The 16483-nt window shown below is 73.2% G+C and carries 18 protein-coding genes; 8 read left to right on the plus strand and 10 right to left on the minus strand.

Annotated elements, in window-relative coordinates:
- On the plus strand, window positions 1-320 hold a 320-nt coding region (locus tag ME121_RS09370), incomplete at its 5' end, for a hypothetical protein (protein WP_491892829.1).
- Between the two features lie 127 nt (window positions 321-447).
- Here the strand turns inward: ME121_RS09370 and ME121_RS09375 are convergent.
- Together ME121_RS09375 and ME121_RS09380 are read right to left on the minus strand one after the other, a co-directional pair.
- A complete protein-coding gene (locus tag ME121_RS09375; RefSeq protein ID WP_012318928.1) occupies window positions 448-888 on the minus strand; it encodes a DUF1489 family protein in 441 nt (146 codons plus the stop codon).
- Window positions 889-1003: 115 nt separating this feature from the next.
- Window positions 1004-2338, minus strand: a complete 1335-nt coding sequence (locus ME121_RS09380) for a hypothetical protein (protein ID WP_024830277.1) — start codon at window positions 2336-2338, stop codon at window positions 1004-1006.
- 149 nt (window positions 2339-2487) lie between these two features.
- On the opposite strand from ME121_RS09380, the gene ME121_RS09385 reads away from it, so the two are divergent.
- The 6 genes from ME121_RS09385 to ME121_RS09410 all read left to right on the plus strand — a co-directional run bounded on the left by ME121_RS09385 (window position 2488) and on the right by ME121_RS09410 (window position 8835).
- Window positions 2488-3663, plus strand: coding sequence for an MFS transporter (locus ME121_RS09385; RefSeq protein ID WP_012318930.1), 1176 nt, complete (start codon window positions 2488-2490; stop codon window positions 3661-3663).
- Window positions 3664-3711: 48 nt separating this feature from the next.
- Entirely contained in the window at window positions 3712-4866 is a 1155-nt protein-coding gene (locus ME121_RS09390; RefSeq protein ID WP_012318931.1) for an ABC transporter permease, read from the plus strand.
- 10 nt (window positions 4867-4876) lie between these two features.
- Complete coding sequence (locus ME121_RS09395; RefSeq protein ID WP_012318932.1) at window positions 4877-5686, plus strand: ABC transporter ATP-binding protein; 810 nt, start codon at window positions 4877-4879, stop codon at window positions 5684-5686.
- A 131-nt stretch (window positions 5687-5817) separates the two neighbouring features.
- Complete coding sequence (locus ME121_RS09400) at window positions 5818-6900, plus strand: MlaD family protein (protein WP_012318933.1); 1083 nt, start codon at window positions 5818-5820, stop codon at window positions 6898-6900.
- A gap of 121 nt (window positions 6901-7021) precedes the next feature.
- The gene (locus tag ME121_RS09405) at window positions 7022-7600 is read left to right on the plus strand and encodes an ABC-type transport auxiliary lipoprotein family protein (RefSeq protein ID WP_012318934.1); all 579 of its coding nucleotides are present in this window, start codon (window positions 7022-7024) and stop codon (window positions 7598-7600) included.
- A gap of 251 nt (window positions 7601-7851) precedes the next feature.
- On the plus strand, window positions 7852-8835 hold the full coding sequence (locus ME121_RS09410; RefSeq protein WP_059408724.1) for a helix-turn-helix domain-containing protein: 984 nt from the start codon (window positions 7852-7854) through the stop codon (window positions 8833-8835).
- 34 nt (window positions 8836-8869) lie between these two features.
- On the opposite strand, the gene ME121_RS09415 is transcribed toward ME121_RS09410, so the two are convergent.
- The 3 genes from ME121_RS09415 to thiE all read right to left on the minus strand — a co-directional run bounded on the left by ME121_RS09415 (window position 8870) and on the right by thiE (window position 11202).
- Window positions 8870-9496, minus strand: a complete 627-nt coding sequence (locus tag ME121_RS09415) for a helix-turn-helix domain-containing protein (RefSeq protein WP_012318936.1) — start codon at window positions 9494-9496, stop codon at window positions 8870-8872.
- 147 nt (window positions 9497-9643) lie between these two features.
- A complete protein-coding gene (thiD, locus tag ME121_RS09420; RefSeq protein WP_029361400.1) occupies window positions 9644-10459 on the minus strand; it encodes a bifunctional hydroxymethylpyrimidine kinase/phosphomethylpyrimidine kinase in 816 nt (271 codons plus the stop codon).
- Window positions 10456-11202 (minus strand): thiamine phosphate synthase, encoded by a 747-nt coding sequence (gene thiE / locus ME121_RS09425; RefSeq protein ID WP_012318938.1) that lies wholly within the window; start codon window positions 11200-11202, stop codon window positions 10456-10458. Before thiE ends, thiD begins: the two co-directional genes overlap by 4 nt.
- A gap of 217 nt (window positions 11203-11419) precedes the next feature.
- On the opposite strand from thiE, the gene ME121_RS09430 reads away from it, so the two are divergent.
- On the plus strand, window positions 11420-12415 hold the full coding sequence (locus ME121_RS09430; protein WP_012318939.1) for an NUDIX hydrolase: 996 nt from the start codon (window positions 11420-11422) through the stop codon (window positions 12413-12415).
- Window positions 12416-12752: 337 nt separating this feature from the next.
- On the opposite strand, the gene ME121_RS09435 is transcribed toward ME121_RS09430, so the two are convergent.
- The 5 genes from ME121_RS09435 to ME121_RS09455 all read right to left on the minus strand — a co-directional run bounded on the left by ME121_RS09435 (window position 12753) and on the right by ME121_RS09455 (window position 16430).
- Window positions 12753-13034 carry a DUF333 domain-containing protein gene (locus ME121_RS09435; protein WP_012318940.1) on the minus strand — a complete coding sequence of 94 codons (282 nt, stop codon included), beginning with the start codon at window positions 13032-13034 and terminating at the stop codon, window positions 12753-12755.
- Between the two features lie 13 nt (window positions 13035-13047).
- The gene (panB, locus tag ME121_RS09440; RefSeq protein ID WP_012318941.1) at window positions 13048-13866 is read right to left on the minus strand and encodes a 3-methyl-2-oxobutanoate hydroxymethyltransferase; all 819 of its coding nucleotides are present in this window, start codon (window positions 13864-13866) and stop codon (window positions 13048-13050) included.
- A 121-nt stretch (window positions 13867-13987) separates the two neighbouring features.
- On the minus strand, window positions 13988-14584 hold the full coding sequence (locus tag ME121_RS09445) for a rhodanese-like domain-containing protein (protein ID WP_012318942.1): 597 nt from the start codon (window positions 14582-14584) through the stop codon (window positions 13988-13990).
- Between the two features lie 2 nt (window positions 14585-14586).
- On the minus strand, window positions 14587-15426 hold the full coding sequence (locus tag ME121_RS09450; protein ID WP_012318943.1) for a quinoprotein dehydrogenase-associated SoxYZ-like carrier: 840 nt from the start codon (window positions 15424-15426) through the stop codon (window positions 14587-14589).
- Window positions 15427-15467: 41 nt separating this feature from the next.
- Entirely contained in the window at window positions 15468-16430 is a 963-nt protein-coding gene (locus ME121_RS09455; RefSeq protein WP_012318944.1) for a quinoprotein relay system zinc metallohydrolase 2, read from the minus strand.
- Between the last annotated feature and the right edge of the window lie 53 nt (window positions 16431-16483).

The following is a 16483-nucleotide window of genomic DNA, read 5'->3' on the forward strand; positions in this document are numbered from 1 at the left end:
CCGACATCGCCAAGATGATCGAGCACCGGACCGCGGTCGACCTGTGGGAGCGATACCGCCGGGGTGAGCCGAACCTGTTCGACCCGCGGATCTACACGCCGCAGGGCCGGGCGACCTTCGCGGAGATCCAGCGCCGCTACAGGACCGACGCGGAGTTCCGCCGCAGCGTCGACCGCTACGTCAGCGAGTTCGAGCGCCTGCTCGGCGACGTGGTCAAGAACGACAGCGACGCCAAGCGCACCGACGCCTACCTGACCTCGGAGACCGGCAAGGTCTACACCATGCTGGCCCATGCCAGCGGGCGCTTCGACGGGGCGTAGGACCGATCCCGCCGGGGCCGTTCGCGGCGCCGGCGGGGCACACGCCGGGGACGACGAGATCCGTCGCACCCGCCCCCGTATCCTGACGTTGCGCGCGGGACCGGGCGGCGCGGGCGCCGCCCCGCCCTCACAGCAGGCCGAGGCCGACCAGTTCGCGCCGCAGGGCCTCGGGCATCTCGGCGAGGTCCCCGGAAGCCTCGGCCCCGAGATCGGCCGGCGCGTCGCGCGCCGTGAGGTAGCGCCAGCCCTGGAACGGCCGGTAGGGCCGGGGCGCCACCGGGACGAGCCGGGGATCGAAGACCAGGCGGCAGCGCGGGATGCCGTCCTCCCCGGTGAGCGGCTCGATCGCGGTGATCGCCTGCCGGCAGGACAGCGTCCCGCGGATCACCCAGTAGATCGAACCGTGGCCGGTGATCTCCCGGTGGCGCTTGGGCAGGGTGCGGGTGACGTGGAACGGGGCCGCTTGCCGGCCGTCCCGGAGCGCCTCCTCCCGGAACCGGGCCTGCCGGGCCTCGAGGTCGGCGATGGTGGCGGGGCCGACGCAGAGCTTGATCAGGTGCAGGGCCACGGATGCGCGTGCTCGGGGTTGCCGGGGGCGCCCCTGATAGCAGGGTCCGCGCCGTGGCGCGCCTGTCGAACCGCCCCGCCGCGCGGCGTCGGCGCCGAGGCCCGGTCGGAGCCTGTCAGGCGAACAGCGCGAGCCGCTGCTCCGGCGTCAGCGCGTCGATCTCGGCGAAGCTCAGGGCCGGCTCCTCCGGCGGCATCGCCGGCTCCGGGGCCGCCGCGACGGTTTCGCCCCAGGTGAGGTCGGCCAAGTCCTCCGCCATGTCCTCCGCCATGTCCTGCGCGATGTCCTGCGCGATGTCCTGCGCGAGATCCTCCTCGACCGCTCCGGTCGCGGCGTCGGGCTCCGGCGTGGCCTCGGCGAACGTCGCGGCGGCGGGCGGGGAGGCGACCTCCGGGGCCGGCTCCGGCACCATCTCCGGGCCGTCCTCCGGGAGGGGCCCGAAATCGACCGCCCCGTCGGCCTCCAGATCGGTCGTCGCGCCAGATTCAGGGTCGGCCGCAGATGCGGCCTCCGATCCGTCCGCCAGCGCGGTGCCCAGGTCCGTGTCCGACGCGTCCGCGAGCCCGGCCGCCTCGACCGGTTCGACGTCGCCGTCCGTCTCGGCCACCGGCTCAGGCGCGGATGGCGAGGCGCCGGCCAGCCCGGCCGGCATCTCGGCCGCGGGCTCGGTCTCCGGCGCCCGGGCCTCCGCCTGGACCGGCAGGAACACCAGGTCCTCGTGCAGCGCCGGGCTGCCGGGGCGGGCCACCAGGGCCGCCACGGTGACGGCCGGCACGTCCATGGCGATGTAGCGGTCGATGTCGCTCTGGTTCAGGTCGGCCGGCTCGCCGTCCGGCCGCGCGCCCCGGTGGGGCGGCACCCGCACCGCGTCCTCGCCCCAGATGGCGATCATCGCGGAGACCCGGTCCTCCAGGTAGCGCAGGGTGTAGACGATCCGGGCGGTGCGCTGCGCGGTCAGGTCCTGGAAGGAGCAGGCCGTGTAGATCGCGGTCGCGTGGCGGTCGAGGGCGTCGCAGGCCTGCGCGTCGGCCCCGCGCTCGCGCAGGGTCCAGGCCGCCTCCTGGATCGACTCGGCGGCGCTGAGGATGTCGGAGGTCGCCTGCTCGGTCTCGCGCACGATGGCGTCGAGGGCGAGGGACGCCTGCGTCAGACGGGTCTCGTCGCCGTTCGGGGCGTTGAGCGCCGCGATCTCGCCCTTGGTCCGGCTGATCGCGTCGGCCATGTCGAGGAGGTTGCCGCGCAGGTGCCCGAAGGCCTCCTGCCCGCGGTCGGCGGTGACGCTCCGCTCCAGCCGCGCGATCGCCCCGAGCAGCACCTCGGTCTCGGCACCCCGGTTGCGCCGGGCATACTCGGCGAGGAACCAGCGGCCGCGCTCGCTGGCGCTGATCGTCGCCTCGATCGCCTCGTACTCGGCCGACGCGTGCGCGCTCGGGTTGACGGAACCGAACATGGGCCTCTCTGGACGCTCGATGCGGGCGCGGCGGCGGCCCGCCCCGGTGCGCACCGATCCCCGGGAATTTGACAGAGGCCCTTTAACGGGCGCTTACGGACGCCCTCCCGGTTCCGCCTCCGCCCCCTCCCCGCTCGTCGAGACCCGCCTTGCCCCGCCCGTCCGGCCCGGCGCGCCTGTCGCTGCTCTACGCCGTGGTGTTCACCGAGATCGGCATCGCGATGCCGTTCATGCCCCTGTGGCTCGACGCCCTGGGGCTGGATGCCCGGGTGATCGGCGTCCTGCTCGCCCTGCCGATCGCCACGCGGATCGCCGCCACGGCGCCGCTGATGAGCCTCCTCGACCGCGGCCTCGGCCCCCGGCGGCTGATCCTGCTCGGCAGCCTCGCCCTGAGCCTGACCTACGCGCTGATGCCCGCCGCGGCCGGGATCGCGTGGCCGCTGCTGGCCGGGCTGATCGTGCTCAACGCGGTCGCCGGCGCGCCGCTCGTGCCCTGCATCGACTACCTGACGCTCGCCGCCGTGCGCCGGGATGCCCGCCTCGCCTACTCGCGGATCCGGATGGCGGGCTCCATCGCGTTCCTGCTGGCGAACCTCGCGGGCGGCGTGCTGCTGACGGCGCTCGGCGGCCGGCTCGCCGTGCCGCTGCTCCTGACCGGCCTCGCCCTCGGCGCGGCGCTGGTGGCGTGGCGCAGCCGCGCGGTGGCGGCCCTGCCGCCGTCGGCGGAGGGCGACGGCCGGAAGCGGCTGCCGCCCAGGCTCTGGCTGTGCATCGGCGCGGCGGCCGCGATCCAGGCGAGCCACGGGGCGATCTACGGGTTCGGCAGCATCTACTGGACCGGCCAGGGCATCCCGCCCGCCTGGGTCGGCGCGCTCTGGGCGATCGGCGTGCTGGCCGAGATCGCCCTGTTCGCCGGCCTGCCCGCCCTGCCCGCCGCCTGGCGCAGCCCGGTGCGGCTCCTCGGCGCCGGGGCCGTCGCGGCGATCCTCCGGGCGATCGGCATGTACCTCCTCGGCGACCATCTCGCGGCGCTGGTGCCGCTCCAGTGCCTCCACGGCCTGACCTTCGGGGCGACGCAGCTCGGCGCCATGGCGGCGGTCTCGGCCTACGCCCCCGACGGCGCGCGGGGCCGGGCGCAGGGCACCCTCAGCGCGGTCAATGCCGGGATCTCGGTGGTCGCGACCCTGGTGAGCGGCGTCGCCTACCGGGCCGGCGGCCCCCTCGCCTTCCTGCTGATGGCGCCGCTCGCCGCCGCGGGACTGGGCCTCGCCCTGGCCTCCCGCCGCGCGCTGGGGGTGCGGTTGGAGACGGATCGTCAACCGTAATGTCGTCATAACCGCCGGGCAGGGTGGTGCCTCGATCGAGGAGTAAGGGTGTTGCTGAGCGAGGGCAGTGTTCCCGGCGCCTTGGCCGGCGCCGCGCTGCGGGACCGGTCGGCCGACGGCCGCCTGGCGCTCGACGGCCGCTGGACCGCCGACCAGGCCCCGACCGTCGAGGCCGCGGCCGCGCGCATCGCGGCGGCCGGCCGCGCCGGGCCGGTGGCGGTCGACCTGTCGGGGATCGAGCGCCTCGATACCCTGGGCGCCTGGGTCCTGGAGCGGACCCGCGCCGAGATCGAGCAGGCGGGCAGCGCCCTCACCTATCTCGGCGCCCGCCCGGAGCACCGCATACTGCTGGGCGAGGTCCGGCTGCGCGAGCCGGACGCGCCGCCGCCGCGGCGGCACGGCCCGGTCGTCGGCCTGCTCGACGCCACCGGCCGCCGCACCGTGCAGGGCGGCCACGAGTTCGTCACCGCCCTCGCCTTCCTGGGCGAATTGATCGCCGCCTGCGGGCGCGTCGCCCTGCGGCCCGGCACGTTCCGCGGCAACGCCCTGATCAACCAGATCCAGCAGGTGGCGCTCAACGGCACGCCGATCATCGTGCTGATCTCGTTCCTCGTCGGCGGCATCGTCGCCCAGCAGGGTATCTTCCAGCTCCAGCGCTTCGGCGCCCAGACCTTCGTGGTCAACCTGATCGGCCTCCTGATCCTGCGCGAGATGGGCGTGCTGCTCACCTCGATCATGGTCGCGGGCCGCTCCGGCTCGGCGATCACCGCCGAGATCGGCTCCATGCGCATGCGCGAGGAGGTCGACGCGCTCCGGGTCATGGGCCTCGACCCCGTCGAGATCCTGATCGTGCCCCGGGTGCTCGCGCTGATGATCGGCCTGCCGATGCTGACGTTGATCGGCGACCTCGCGGCGCTCGCCGGCGGCGGCCTCACCGCGATGCTCTACGGCGGCCTGACCCTCGACCAGTTCCTGGTCCGGCTCCAGGCGGCGGTGGGCGTGCACCACGTCATGGTCGGCCTGATCAAGGCGCCGTTCATGGCGCTGACCATCGGGGTGATCGCCACGATCGAGGGCTTCGCGGTCGAGGGCTCCGCGGAATCGCTCGGCCGTCACGTCACCGCGTCGGTGGTGAAGTCCATCTTCATGGTCATCGTCCTCGACGGCCTGTTCGCGGTGTTCTTCGCCGCGATCGACTTCTGAGGCGGCCGCGATGGATGCCCCGATGACCGCCTCGCCGAATGGCCCCGCGCCGATCATCCGCGTGCGCGACCTCGTGGTCGGCTTCCGCGACCGCAACATCCTGAAAGGCCTGAGCCTGGACATCCGCGCCGGCGAGATCCTGGGCTTCGTCGGCCCCTCGGGCCAGGGCAAATCGGTGCTGACCCGGACGATCCTGGGCCTCAACCCCAAGCGAGCCGGCACGATCGAGGTGTTCGGCCGGGACGTCGACGCGTTGACCTACGCCGAGCGGCGCCGGATGGAGCAGCGCTGGGGCGTGCTGTTCCAGCAGGGCGCCCTGTTCTCGGCGCTGACCGTCAAGCAGAACATCCAGGTGCCGATGCGCGAGCACCTGAACCTGTCCGAGCGCCTGCTCGACGAGTTCGCCCGGCTCAAGATCGAGATGGTCGGCCTGAAGCCCGACGCCGCCGACAAGCTGCCCTCGGAACTGTCGGGCGGCATGATCAAGCGCGCGGCCCTGGCCCGCTCCCTGGCGCTCGATCCCGAGATCCTGTTCCTGGACGAGCCGACCTCGGGCCTCGACCCGATCGGCGCGGGCGAGTTCGACGACCTCGTCTCGACCCTCAAGGAGACGCTGGGGCTGACCGTGTTCATGGTCACCCACGACCTCGACAGCCTCTACACCGCCTGCGACCGCATCGCGGCGCTCGGCGACGGCCAGATCATCGCCGCCGGCACGATCGACGAGATGCTGGCGAGCGACCATCCCTGGCTACGCTCCTACTTCCACGGCAAGCGCGCCCGGACCATCGCCACGGGCGGCGCCTCGGCCCATGCCTGATCCGATCCCTGATCCGATGCCTGATCCGATGCCCGGTCGCCGCCCCACCCAGATCCCGCCCTGCTCCCGTCTGGGAGCCGGGGCTCCAGGCCCGGCCGGATCTCCGCCGGCCAGAACCGCAGGTTGAGCGCATGGAAACTCGCGCGAACTACGCCCTGATCGGGGCCTTCACGATCGCCGTCATCCTGGCGGGCTTCGGCACCGTGCTGTGGCTCTCCGGCGGCTCGTCGCGGCAGGTCAGCCAGCTCGTCCGCATCGTCTTCTCCGGCTCGGTCGGGGGATTGTCGCGCGGCTCGAGCGTGAACTTCAACGGCATCAAGGTCGGCGAGGTCACCGATATCCGCCTCGCCCCGCAGGATCCCCGCCGGGTGCTCGCCACGATCAAGGTCGATCCCGCGACCCCGCTCCGGGCCGACACCCGCGCCCGCCTCGACTCGGCGATGCTCACCGGCGTCTCGGTGATCTCCCTGTCGGGCGGCAACGCCGACGCGCCGGTGCTGACCCCGATGGCCAACGGCGAGCCGCCGACGATCTTCGCCGATTCCTCCGACATGCAGGACATGATGGCGCTGGCGCGCCAGGTGGCGCAGCGGGCCGACGACATGCTGGCCCGCCTCGACCGGCTCGTCTCCGCCAACGAGGGGGCGATCAACCGGTCGCTCGCCAATGTCGAGACCTTCTCGAAGACGCTGGCCGATGCCGGCCCGAACATCTCCGCGCTGGTCAAGGCGGTGGACGGGGCCAAGCTCGGCCGGGTGATCGACAACGCCGACCGCTTCTCGGCCGCCCTGTCCAAGGCCAGCCCCGACATCGAGGCCGGCCTGCACGACGCCCGGCTGCTCGCCGGCAAGCTCAGCGCCTCGGCCGACAAGATCGACGCCGTGCTCAACGGGGCCGAGAGCTTCCTGGGCTCGGCCTCCGGCCAGGAGGGCTCCAGCACCTTCGCGGAGATCCGCGCGGCGGCGATCTCGGTGCGCGACGCCGGCAAGGCGTTCCGGACCATGTCGGAGAACCTCGACAAGCGCACCGCCAGCATCTCGGCCAATTTCGGCCGGCTGAGCGGCACCGGCCGCCGCGAGGTGGAGGCCCTGTCGGGGGACGGGCAGCGGACGCTGAGCACCCTCAACCGCACGGTGCGCAGCCTGGAGCGCGACCCGAGCCAGGTGATCTTCGGCGGCAAGCCTTCGTTGCCTGAATACAACGGTGGCCGGTGAAATGCCGCGTCGCCGGGCGGATGTGTCCCGGCGCACGGCACGGATGCCGCGGCGGATTAGTTTTAACCGCATAGCTTATACAGCTCCGCCGTTCGCCGGCGGGGTCCCTCAGGTCATGCGTATGGTCCGCTCGTCCCACATCGCCGCCGCCGCGCTGCTCGCCGCCTTCCTGGGCGGCTGCGGCGGCGCGGCGCCCCTCACCTTCGACCTCGCGGCGCTGCCGGCCGCGGGGCGGCCGATCGCGGCCGGCCGCTCGATCGTGGTCTCGGAGCCGGTGAGCATCCAGCCCTTCGAGGCCGACCGGATCATCGTCCGCGAGAACGGCGGCGCCCTGTCCTTCCTGGGCGGCGGCCAGTGGGCCGACCGGCTGCCGCGCCTGATCCAGACGCGGCTCATCCAGAGCCTGGAGAATTCCGGGCGGCTCCGCTCCGTGAGCCGGCCCGGCGACAAGGTCGTGGCCGATTACCAGCTGATCAGCGAGATCCGCGCCTTCGACGTGCAGTCCGGGACCGGCGAGGCCGTGGTCGACCTGTCGCTGAAGCTCGTGGCCGACGGCACCGGCAAGGTGGCGGCGGCGCGGATCTTCACGGCCCGCGTCCCGGTGTCCAAGATCGATGCCGGCAGCGGCGCCCGCGCCCTCGATCAGGCGCTGACCGTCGTGCTGGCCGACGTGGTGCGCTGGGTGAACAGCGGGCGCTGAGGCCCCGCGGCCGGCCCGCGCCGACGCCCCCGCCGGGGCGGGGCGCTCGCGACGGAACGTCTTCCGAATGCCAGCCGTGCGGATCCGCTCCACGGCCCGACAGGCGCCACGGGTGATGGGACGGGCCCGACGGTCCATCGTGGGCGCGCGGGATTTCCTGCCGATCAATCCGTGTCCCGCGGCGCCGCGGCGGCGTGCGTGGACGGGGCGCGGTTGCGGTTCGCAGCAATCGCGGTCATACGGCTGCCGCGATGCAGACTCTGTTCTCAACCGAAGGTGTATCGGAGAAGGATAGGTTTCGCCTGTGGCGAGACGTCTGCGAAGATCGCCTGGTTCCGATGGCGCAGGACCGTCTCAACGACGATCCGTTTCACGCGACGATCGAGGGAGCCAGTATCGGCGGCCTGGTCTTCACGAAATTCGCGCTGCGCAACCTGCGGGCGGCCACGACGCCGCGCACGCTTCGCCATGAGAACCACAAGACTGACCACCTGTTCATGAGCATCGTGCTCTCGGGACAGGTCCGCGCGGATCAGTACGATCGGTCGAGCACGGATCGGGTCGGCGACTTCTCGATCCGGGATACGAATACACCCTGGACGATCGAGCACGGCGGCTACAGCGAGGTGCTGGCCATCGGGATCCCGCGGGAGCGGCTGGAGGGGGCTCTGGGCTCCGCACGCCTGTTCGCCGGCGTGACTGTCGGCGGCGATCTGCCGACCGCGACCCTGACCCGGTCGTTCCTGGGCAACCTGCTCAGCCTGGGCGACCGGCTGACGCCCCAGGTGGCCGAGAGCATGGTCTCCACGGGGCTCGACCTCATCGTCGCCAGCCTCGCGGAGCGGCTCGCGCGGGAGGCGCAGCGGCCCGTCCAGGACAGCGTCGTGGTGCAGCGCGCCCGGGCCTATCTCGAGGCCCATCTCCACGATCCGACCCTGGACCCGCCCCGGCTCGCGGCCGCGGCCGGCGTGTCCCTGCGCCGGCTGCAAGCGCTGTTCCGCGCGCAGGACCGGCACATCGCCGACTGGATCTGGCACCGCAGGCTCGAGGCGGCCGCCAAGCGCTTGGCCGATCCGGGCTGCCTCCACATGCCGCTGGGGACCGTGGCGTATGGCTGCGGCTTCCTCAGCCAGTCCCACTTCTCCCGCCGCTTCAAGGAGCGCTACGGCCTGAGCCCCCGCGACTACCGCGTGCGCGCCCTCGCGCCGGGCGCCGCCGCCAGTCCGGAGCGCTGACCGGGGGCTTGGCCGGGGGATCGGCCGGGCCGCCTCACTCCATCACGGCGGCCTTCATGATCACCACCATGGTGGCCCGGGCCGGGCCGTCCGTGCAGCGCACGAGGTGGGGCCGGTCGCAGCGGTAGCGCAGGGTCTCGCCGGCCCGCGCCCGCTGCACGACGCCGCCGATCTCGACCTCGAACGCGCCCTCGGTGACCGAGAGGGATTCCACCGAGCCGCGCTGGTGCGGGTCCGAGTCGAGGACGCCGCCCGGATCGGCCGTGACCTCGTACCATTGCAGCCACTCGATCGTCTTGAGCCAGCCGATGATCGCCAGCCGCACCTTCCCGTCCTCGGAGACGAGGATCGGCGTGTCGGCCCGGGAGGTCTTCTCGATGAACGGCTCCTCGTCGCCGGCCGCCAGCACCCGCTCGATCGACACGTCGAGGGCCTGGGACAGGCGCCAGATCGTCGCCAGCGTCGGGTTGGTCTCGTTGCGCTCGATCTGGCTGATGATCGACTTGGCCACGCCGGACTGCTCGGCGAGTTCCGAGAGCGAGAGGTTATAGGCCTTGCGCAGCCGCTGGATGGTCTTGCCGAGCTGGCCGGAGAGCGCCTGCGCCCCGGTCAGCAGGTCGCGCCCGCGCGCCCGGTCGGGCCGTTCCGCCTGATCCTGCATCGTCCCCGATCCGCCTGCACCGTTCCGTTATCCGAACGATCGTGCGCTTCTTCAAACGCAATCGACGCCCGGTTGCAAGGCGGCGCCCGGCGCGCGCAGCGGCGTGCGCACCGGAAAGCGCCGGCCCAGGACCGGGCCAGGACCGGCCTAGGGCCAGACGGCGTGGAAGTGGTGGACCGGCCCGTGCCCCGTTCCGACCGCGAGGCTGTCCGCCGCCGCGAGGGCGGCCGTGAGGTAGGCCTTGGCCTCCGCCACCGCCTCCGGCAGCGCCAGGCCCTGGGCGAGGCCCGCCGCGACCGCGGCCGAGAGCGTGCAGCCGGTGCCGTGGGTGTTGCGCGTCGCGATCCGCGGCGCCGACAGGGTCCGCAGGGCGCCGTCCGCCGTCACGAGGTGGTCGATGCTCTCCCGCCCCGTGCCGTGGCCGCCCTTGATCAGCACCGCCCTGGCGCCGAGGGCGACCAGCCGGCGCGCCTGGGCCACGATCGCCGCCGCGTCCGCGGCGACGGGCTCGCCGAGGAGCACCGCCGCCTCCGGCAGGTTGGGGGTGATCAGGTCGGCCCGGGGCAGCAGCCGCTCGCGCAGCGTCGCCACGGCGGCGTCGGTGATCAGCCGGTCGCCGCTGGTGGCGACCATCACCGGATCGAGGACCACCGGGATCGCTCCGGCGCGCCGCGCCAGGCCTTCGGCGACCGCCGCGATGACCGCGGTCTGCGACAGCATGCCGATCTTCACGGCCTTCACGGCGAGGTCGGCGAACACGCTGTCGATCTGCCGGGCGACGAAATCCGCCGGCACGTCGTGGATGCCCTGGACGCCGATCGTGTTCTGCGCGGTCAGGGCCGTGATCACGCTGGCGCCGTAGACGCCCAGCGCCGAGAAGGTCTTGAGGTCCGCCTGGATGCCGGCACCGCCGCCGGAATCCGAGCCCGCGATCGTGACCGCGATGGGCGCCGGGCCGCTCATCGGGCGCCGGCCCGCTCCGCCAGGGCGCCGTCGATCCGCGCGCGCAGGTCGTGGGCGCGCTGGCGCACCGAGTCGGCGCCGAACAGGGCGGTGATGACCGCGACGCCGTCCGCCCCCGCGGCGACGACCGCGGCGGCGTTGTCGAGGCCGATCCCCGCGATGGCGCCGAGCGGCAGGCCGGCCCCACGGGCGAGGCGGGCGCGGAAGGCGATGCTGGCGAAGCCGTCGAGGCCCACCGGCGGGTCGGGGTTGTCCTTGCTGGTGGTGGCGAACACACCGCCGATGCAGGCGTAGTCGACGGGCAGCCGGTACAGCTCGTCGGCCTGGGCGGGCTTCTTCAGGGTGAGGCCGATGATCGCGCCCTCCCCCAGGAGCCGGCGCGCGTCGGCCGGGTGGAGGTCGCTCTGGCCGAGATGCACCCCGTCGGCTCCGGCCGCCAGGGCGAGGTCGACGCGGTCGTTGACGAGGACCGGGACGCGGCCGCCCACCGCCGCCAGGATCGCCCGGATCCGCGCCAGGGCGGCGCGGGCATCGGCGATGTCCTTCTCGCGGTACTGGAGCAGGGTGCAGCCTCCCGCCACCGCCTCCGCGCCGAGTTCCGCCAGCCGCGCCCCGTCGGCGCCGCAGACACCGACATCGAGGAGCCCGTAGAGGCGCAGGTCGACGGCCCGGCTGCCGGCCGCGGAGGACGGCGCGGGGGAGTTCGCGGGGGAATTCGCCGGGGAAGTCGCGCTCGCTGGCATCGCTGTCGTCGCTCGATCCGCCTCGGCCGGCCCCGTGCCGGCCCGCCCGGGCCCCTGTTTGGGCAGGCCTCGCCGCGTTGGCAAGCGGCCGTCGGCGCGCGGTGCGTCGACGGGGCCCCCCGCTCCGTCATACGGCGGCGTTGACGCGCGGCGATCCTGCCCCCCTATAGGCGGGATCCGCTACGGCGCATCCCGGGGGACGGACGGTCGAGGAACGATGACGGGTGCCGCGACGCAGACGGACGCGCGCGGGGGGCAGGCCCCGCCGGAGCGCTCCTCCGTAGGCCTCGTCGCGGTGATCGTCGCCGCGACCAAGGGGGAGCCGCGCGCCCTGACGATCCGGGTCCCGGACCAGGCGCCCGGCCGCGGCGACGGCCTGCCGGCCGGTCCCCTCGTCCCCGAGCACGCCACGCTGGAGCGCGGCCTGCGCGCCTGGGTGGAGCGGCAGACGCACCAGCGCCTCGGCTACGTGGAGCAGCTCTACACCTTCGGCGACCGCGACCGCTCCGGCACGGCGACCCTGTCGGGGGTGCACTCGCTCTCGGTGGCCTATCTGGCGCTCGTCCGCGAGGAGCGGCCGGCGGGGCTCGCCGAGGCCGCGTGGCAGAACTGGTACCGCTACCTGCCCTACGAGGATTTCCGGCAGGGGCGCCCGCGCCAGCTCGACGCCATCGAGGCGCGGCTCGCCGAATGGGCGTCCGAGCCCGAGGATTGCGCCGCGCGGACCCGCCGCCTGGACCGCCTCGGCCTGACCTTCGGCATGAACGGCGGCACGTGGAACGAGGAGCGCGTCCTGGAGCGCTACGAGCTGCTGTTCGAGGCCGGGCTGATCCCGGAGGCGAAGGGCAATCCGGGCCCGGCCCTGCCGAACGACCCGACCGGCGTGCCCATGGCCTTCGACCACCGGCGGGTGCTCGCCACCGCGATCGGCCGGCTGCGGGGCAAGATCAAGTACCGCCCGGTGGTGTTCGAGCTGATGCCGCCGGAGTTCACCCTGCTGCAGCTGCAGAAGACCGTGGAGGCCCTGTCGGGGACGCAGCTGCACAAGCAGAATTTCCGGCGCCTCGTGGCCCAGCAGGGGCTGGTGGAGGAGACCGAGAGCGTCACCAGCGGCGCCGCCGGCCGGCCGGCGCGGCTGGTGCGCTTCCGCCGGGAGGTGCTGCTGGAGCGCCCGGCCCCGGGCCTGCGGCTGCCGTCGCGGCGCGCGGGGTGACGGCGTCGATCCGTCCCGCCGCGCGAGGGTGCCGAGCCCGCCGGCGTCGAGCGCGTCGCCCGCCAGGGCCGCCGCGACCGTCGCGGTCACGGGCTCGGTCAGGGAGGCGATCCGGACGACCGTGTCGGGGTCGACCGGCTCGCGCTTCCCGGCCGCGATCAGGCCGAGGGCGAGGCACGCGCGGACGCGGCGCCGGCGCGATCGGGCCCGCCGCATGGGTCGTCGATCCCGCCTGAGAGAGCGCGCCCGACGAGAGTGGCCTCGTCGGGCGGCCGAGATCACTCACGCCGGCCCGATGGCCACGGATGAGGACTGTTCGGGGACCGGGCCGGCCGGGCTACCGGAACGGGTCGGCGCCGGGTGCCGGCTTCACGCCGTGGAGCATCCGGTACAGCGTCCATTCCTCGACGATCTTCCGGCCCGGAAGGGCGCAGAGCCCGATCGTGCCGCCGTCGGGCAGCTTCGCGAGGATCGACTGCCCGCCCATCGTCGCGCAGAAGGCCGAGGCCGGATTCTCCAGCGCCCGCGCCGCTCCCGGTCCGGCGACCGCGGCGCAGACCGCGAGCGCGCGGACAGGCCACGCGGCGGCAGCGCTCCACGGCCCGATCACGCGCTTCATGGGCCGCCCTGCCCTACCCGTAGGTGTGGTCGTCGGCCGGGAACCGCCCGGCCCGGACCTCATCGGCGTAGGCCTTCACGGCGTCCTCGATGTGGGTCCGCAGGCTCCCGAACTGGCGCACGAATTTCGGCGTGCGCTCGGACAGCCCGAGCATGTCCTCCAGAACCAGGATCTGCCCGTCGCAGACCGCCGAGGCGCCGATGCCGATCGTGGCGGCGGTGACCCGGGGCGAGGACGCGATCGCCCGCGCCACCGGCTCGACGATGCCCTCGAGCACGATCGCGAAGGCGCCGGCCTCCGAGATGGCGCGGGCATCCTCCAGGAGTCGGCGCTCGTCGTCCGGCCCCCGGCCCTGCACCTTGAAGCCGCCCATCGTGTTCACCGCCTGCGGAGTGAGGCCGATATGGCCCATCACCGGAACGCCGCGCTGGACGAGGAACGCCACCGTCTCGGCGAAATGGGCGCCGCCCTCCATCTTGATCGCGCCGGCGCCGGTCTCCTTCAGGACCCGGGAGGCGTTCAGGAAGGCCTGCTCCCGGCTCGCCTCGTAGGAGCCGAACGGCATGTCGACCACGACCAGCGCCTTCTCGGTGCCGCGGATCACCGCCTGGGCCTGGAGGATCATCATCTCCAGGGTCACGGGGATCGTCGATTCCATCCCGTGCATGACCATGCCGAGGGAATCGCCCACGAGGATGAAGTCGCAATAGGGATCGACGATGCCGGCCGTGTGGGCGTGGTAGGCGGTGAGCGCGATGATCTTGCGCCCCTCGGCCTTGCGCTTGCCGATATCGATCGCCCGGAGCCGTCGGGACTGCACGACCTGCGACATGGTTCAGACCTCATTCCGGCCACCCAGGACGAGGCGCGGGTCCCCTCTCCCGCCCGGGAGCGGGCGCGCCCGCTCCGTGAGCCTCGTTCCGGGCCTCTCTTACATGGCCCGGCGCCGCGGGTCAGCGCCCCGCCTGCGGCTCGGCACCCGCCTTCCAGTCCGGATCGACCGTCAGGTTCGCGGTCTCGTGCTGCTCCTGCCAGCCCTCGACCCCCTGCGGGAACCAGCGCACGCCGGTATAGCCCTTCAGCACCAGCCGCTTGGCGGCGTTCCAGCTGCCCCAGCACTCGACGTGGCAGAACACCACGACGGGCTTGGCCTTGTCGCCCCCGGTCAGGGCCGCGACGCGGGCGTAGAACAGCGCCTCGCGCGCCGGCGCCAGGGGCTCGGCGCCGGCCTCCGGCATCCAGACGGCGCCGGGGATCGACGGATGCACCGGCAGCCAGAGGCGGCCCTCCGGGAAGTTCGACGGCTTGCGGTCCGGCGCCGCCACGTCGAGCAGCACCGGCTTGTCGGGCCCGGCCATCAGGGCGGCGACGGCGTCGGCGTCGACCACCGCGGCGCCCTTGAGGGTCGGCGGCGTGTAGCCCTTCGGGGGACCGGCGTAGAGGCCCTCCGGCTCGGGGACGTTCACCGGGGAATCGGCCGGGGCCGCGGCGAGGCAGAGGAGCGCGGCGCAGGCCGCCGCGGCCCGGCCGGTCAGGAGGAGGCGCCGCATGGTCAGTTCGTCGGGCTCGGCGGGGTGAAGCTGTGCTGCCACTGGCCGCCCTGGTTGTCGGAGGCCGCCACCTGGATCGGCTTGCCGTCCGGCTTGAACGCGAAGTTGATCACCGGGTTCGACGCGATCGAGATGTCGCCCGTCATGGTGAAGACCTTCCGGTCGCCCGCCGAGACGGTCAGCTTGTCGATGTAGCGCGCCGGCGTGTAGTCGCGGGTCACCTGGTTCATCTGCATGCCGGAGAAGTTCGGGTGGCGGATCATCAGCGTCGCCTCGACGGGCTTGCCGGCCGCCGTCTCGGCGAACTTCATGCGCATGTCGCCCATGCCCTTCATGGCCTCCTCGTCGCTCATGCCCATCGGGGCCGAGCAGCCGCCGGAGGCCTTCACGAACTGCTTGGCCTCGTAGAGCTTGCCGTCCGTCGTCTCCACCACGGCGTGCATGTCGGTGTAGTTGTTGACCCGCACGCGCAGCTTCAGCTCGGCCGGGTCGGCGGCCGGCCCGAACTCGAACTTGGCCGCGTAGGGCGCCGGGTTGTCGTCGATGATCAGCGAGACCGCCTTGATCTGCCCGTCGTTGGGCATGGTCAGGGTGATCGGCACCAGGGCGGCGTCGAGCGCCCGGGCGGGCGCCTCGATCTTCACGAGGCTGTCGGTCGGGGCGATCTGGCGGTCGCCGAAGATCGACTTGGCGATCTCCTGCCAGCGGGCCGCCCGCTCCTGGTCGGTGTCGGAGGCGCCGGCCGCCCGCGCGGCGCCGGCGAGCGGTCCGGACAGGGCCGTCGTCGCCAGGACGAGGCCGAGGGCGAGGGTGGAGAAGGTCTGTCCGATCCTGTGCGTCATGGCGTGCCTCCCGATTGGCTTGGATATGGGGATCCCGAAACCTATTCCCACTCGAGTTCCTGGTAGGCCACGGTGACGTTGCGGCCGTTGTAGGTGTCGAACAGGGCCCACCTGTCGCGCTGGTCCGCCGCGACGCGGGTCACCGCCTTCTCGATGGGGACGTCCTTGGCGATCGCCGCCCGGGTGCCGTCGCGCAGGGCGGTCAGGTAGCCGGAGAGGTCGGCGAGCGCCGGGGCGAGGTCGACCGCGACGGGGCCGTGGCCCGGCACGGCCCGGGCGGGACCCATGGCCTTCAGGCGCTCGATCTCCCGCAGCCAGCCCTTGAGGCTGCCGTCGAGGGACGGGATCCGGTTCACGAACAGCAGGTCGGCGGGGAACAGCAGGCCGCTGCCGGAATCGATCATCGACAGGTCCGAGGTGGTGTGCGCCGGGCCGTGGGCCGTGAAGGTCAGGCGCCGGTCGCCGAGGTCGATCTCGGCCGTGTCGGCGACGCTCATCGTCGGGTAGACCACCGGACCGGTCCGGTCCTCGCCGAGCAGATCGATCAGCCGCTTGCGGTAGAACTCGCCCCGGGCCGCCAGCGCCTCGGTGAGCTTGGCGTGGCCGATGAAGACCGGCTTGTCCTGGACGAAGGCCCCCGCCCCGAAGACGTGGTCCGGGTGGACGTGGGTCAGCACCACGTGGGTGATCGGCTTGTCCGTGCGCTTGGCGATCTCGGCGCGCAGCCACTGGCCGTCGGCGAGGCTGCCGCCGGACTCGGTCACCACCACGCCGGTCCTGCCGACGAGGAAGCCGATATTGGCGATGGCGTCGGCATTCTCGGGCGTGGCGTCGGCGATCAGGCCCTTGCGCACGTACAGGCCCGGCCCGACCTCCTCCATCGTGAAGCTCTCGGCGGCGCGGCCCAGCGTCGGCAGGCAGCACAGGCAGAGTCCCGCGAAGAGGGCGTGCCGTCGCGTCGGCCCGGCGGCCAGCGTCCTCGGATGGACGGCTCGTGCCGTCATGCCGAAACCTCCCGATCTTGATTGTCTACCATTAAGTAGGTAGATTCGTGTCC

It is taken from the genome of Methylobacterium sp. ME121 (genome assembly GCF_000974725.1).
Taxonomy (GTDB): Bacteria; Pseudomonadota; Alphaproteobacteria; order Rhizobiales; family Beijerinckiaceae; genus Methylobacterium; species Methylobacterium radiotolerans.

Coding starts and splice junctions, on each gene's coding strand:
- ME121_RS09380 (WP_024830277.1), bottom strand. CDS start 2,338: ATGTTCGGTTCCGTCAACCCGAGCGCGCACGCGTCGGCCGAGTACGAG.
- ME121_RS09395 (WP_012318932.1), top strand. CDS start 4,877: ATGGATGCCCCGATGACCGCCTCGCCGAATGGCCCCGCGCCGATCATC.
- ME121_RS09400 (WP_012318933.1), top strand. CDS start 5,818: ATGGAAACTCGCGCGAACTACGCCCTGATCGGGGCCTTCACGATCGCC.
- ME121_RS09405 (WP_012318934.1), top strand. CDS start 7,022: ATGGTCCGCTCGTCCCACATCGCCGCCGCCGCGCTGCTCGCCGCCTTC.
- ME121_RS09410 (WP_059408724.1), top strand. CDS start 7,852: ATGCAGACTCTGTTCTCAACCGAAGGTGTATCGGAGAAGGATAGGTTT.
- ME121_RS09415 (WP_012318936.1), bottom strand. CDS start 9,496: ATGCAGGATCAGGCGGAACGGCCCGACCGGGCGCGCGGGCGCGACCTG.
- thiD (WP_029361400.1), bottom strand. CDS start 10,459: ATGAGCGGCCCGGCGCCCATCGCGGTCACGATCGCGGGCTCGGATTCC.
- thiE (WP_012318938.1), bottom strand. CDS start 11,202: ATGCCAGCGAGCGCGACTTCCCCGGCGAATTCCCCCGCGAACTCCCCC.
- ME121_RS09430 (WP_012318939.1), top strand. CDS start 11,420: ATGACGGGTGCCGCGACGCAGACGGACGCGCGCGGGGGGCAGGCCCCG.
- ME121_RS09435 (WP_012318940.1), bottom strand. CDS start 13,034: ATGAAGCGCGTGATCGGGCCGTGGAGCGCTGCCGCCGCGTGGCCTGTC.
- panB (WP_012318941.1), bottom strand. CDS start 13,866: ATGTCGCAGGTCGTGCAGTCCCGACGGCTCCGGGCGATCGATATCGGC.
- ME121_RS09445 (WP_012318942.1), bottom strand. CDS start 14,584: ATGCGGCGCCTCCTCCTGACCGGCCGGGCCGCGGCGGCCTGCGCCGCG.
- ME121_RS09450 (WP_012318943.1), bottom strand. CDS start 15,426: ATGACGCACAGGATCGGACAGACCTTCTCCACCCTCGCCCTCGGCCTC.
- ME121_RS09455 (WP_012318944.1), bottom strand. CDS start 16,430: ATGACGGCACGAGCCGTCCATCCGAGGACGCTGGCCGCCGGGCCGACG.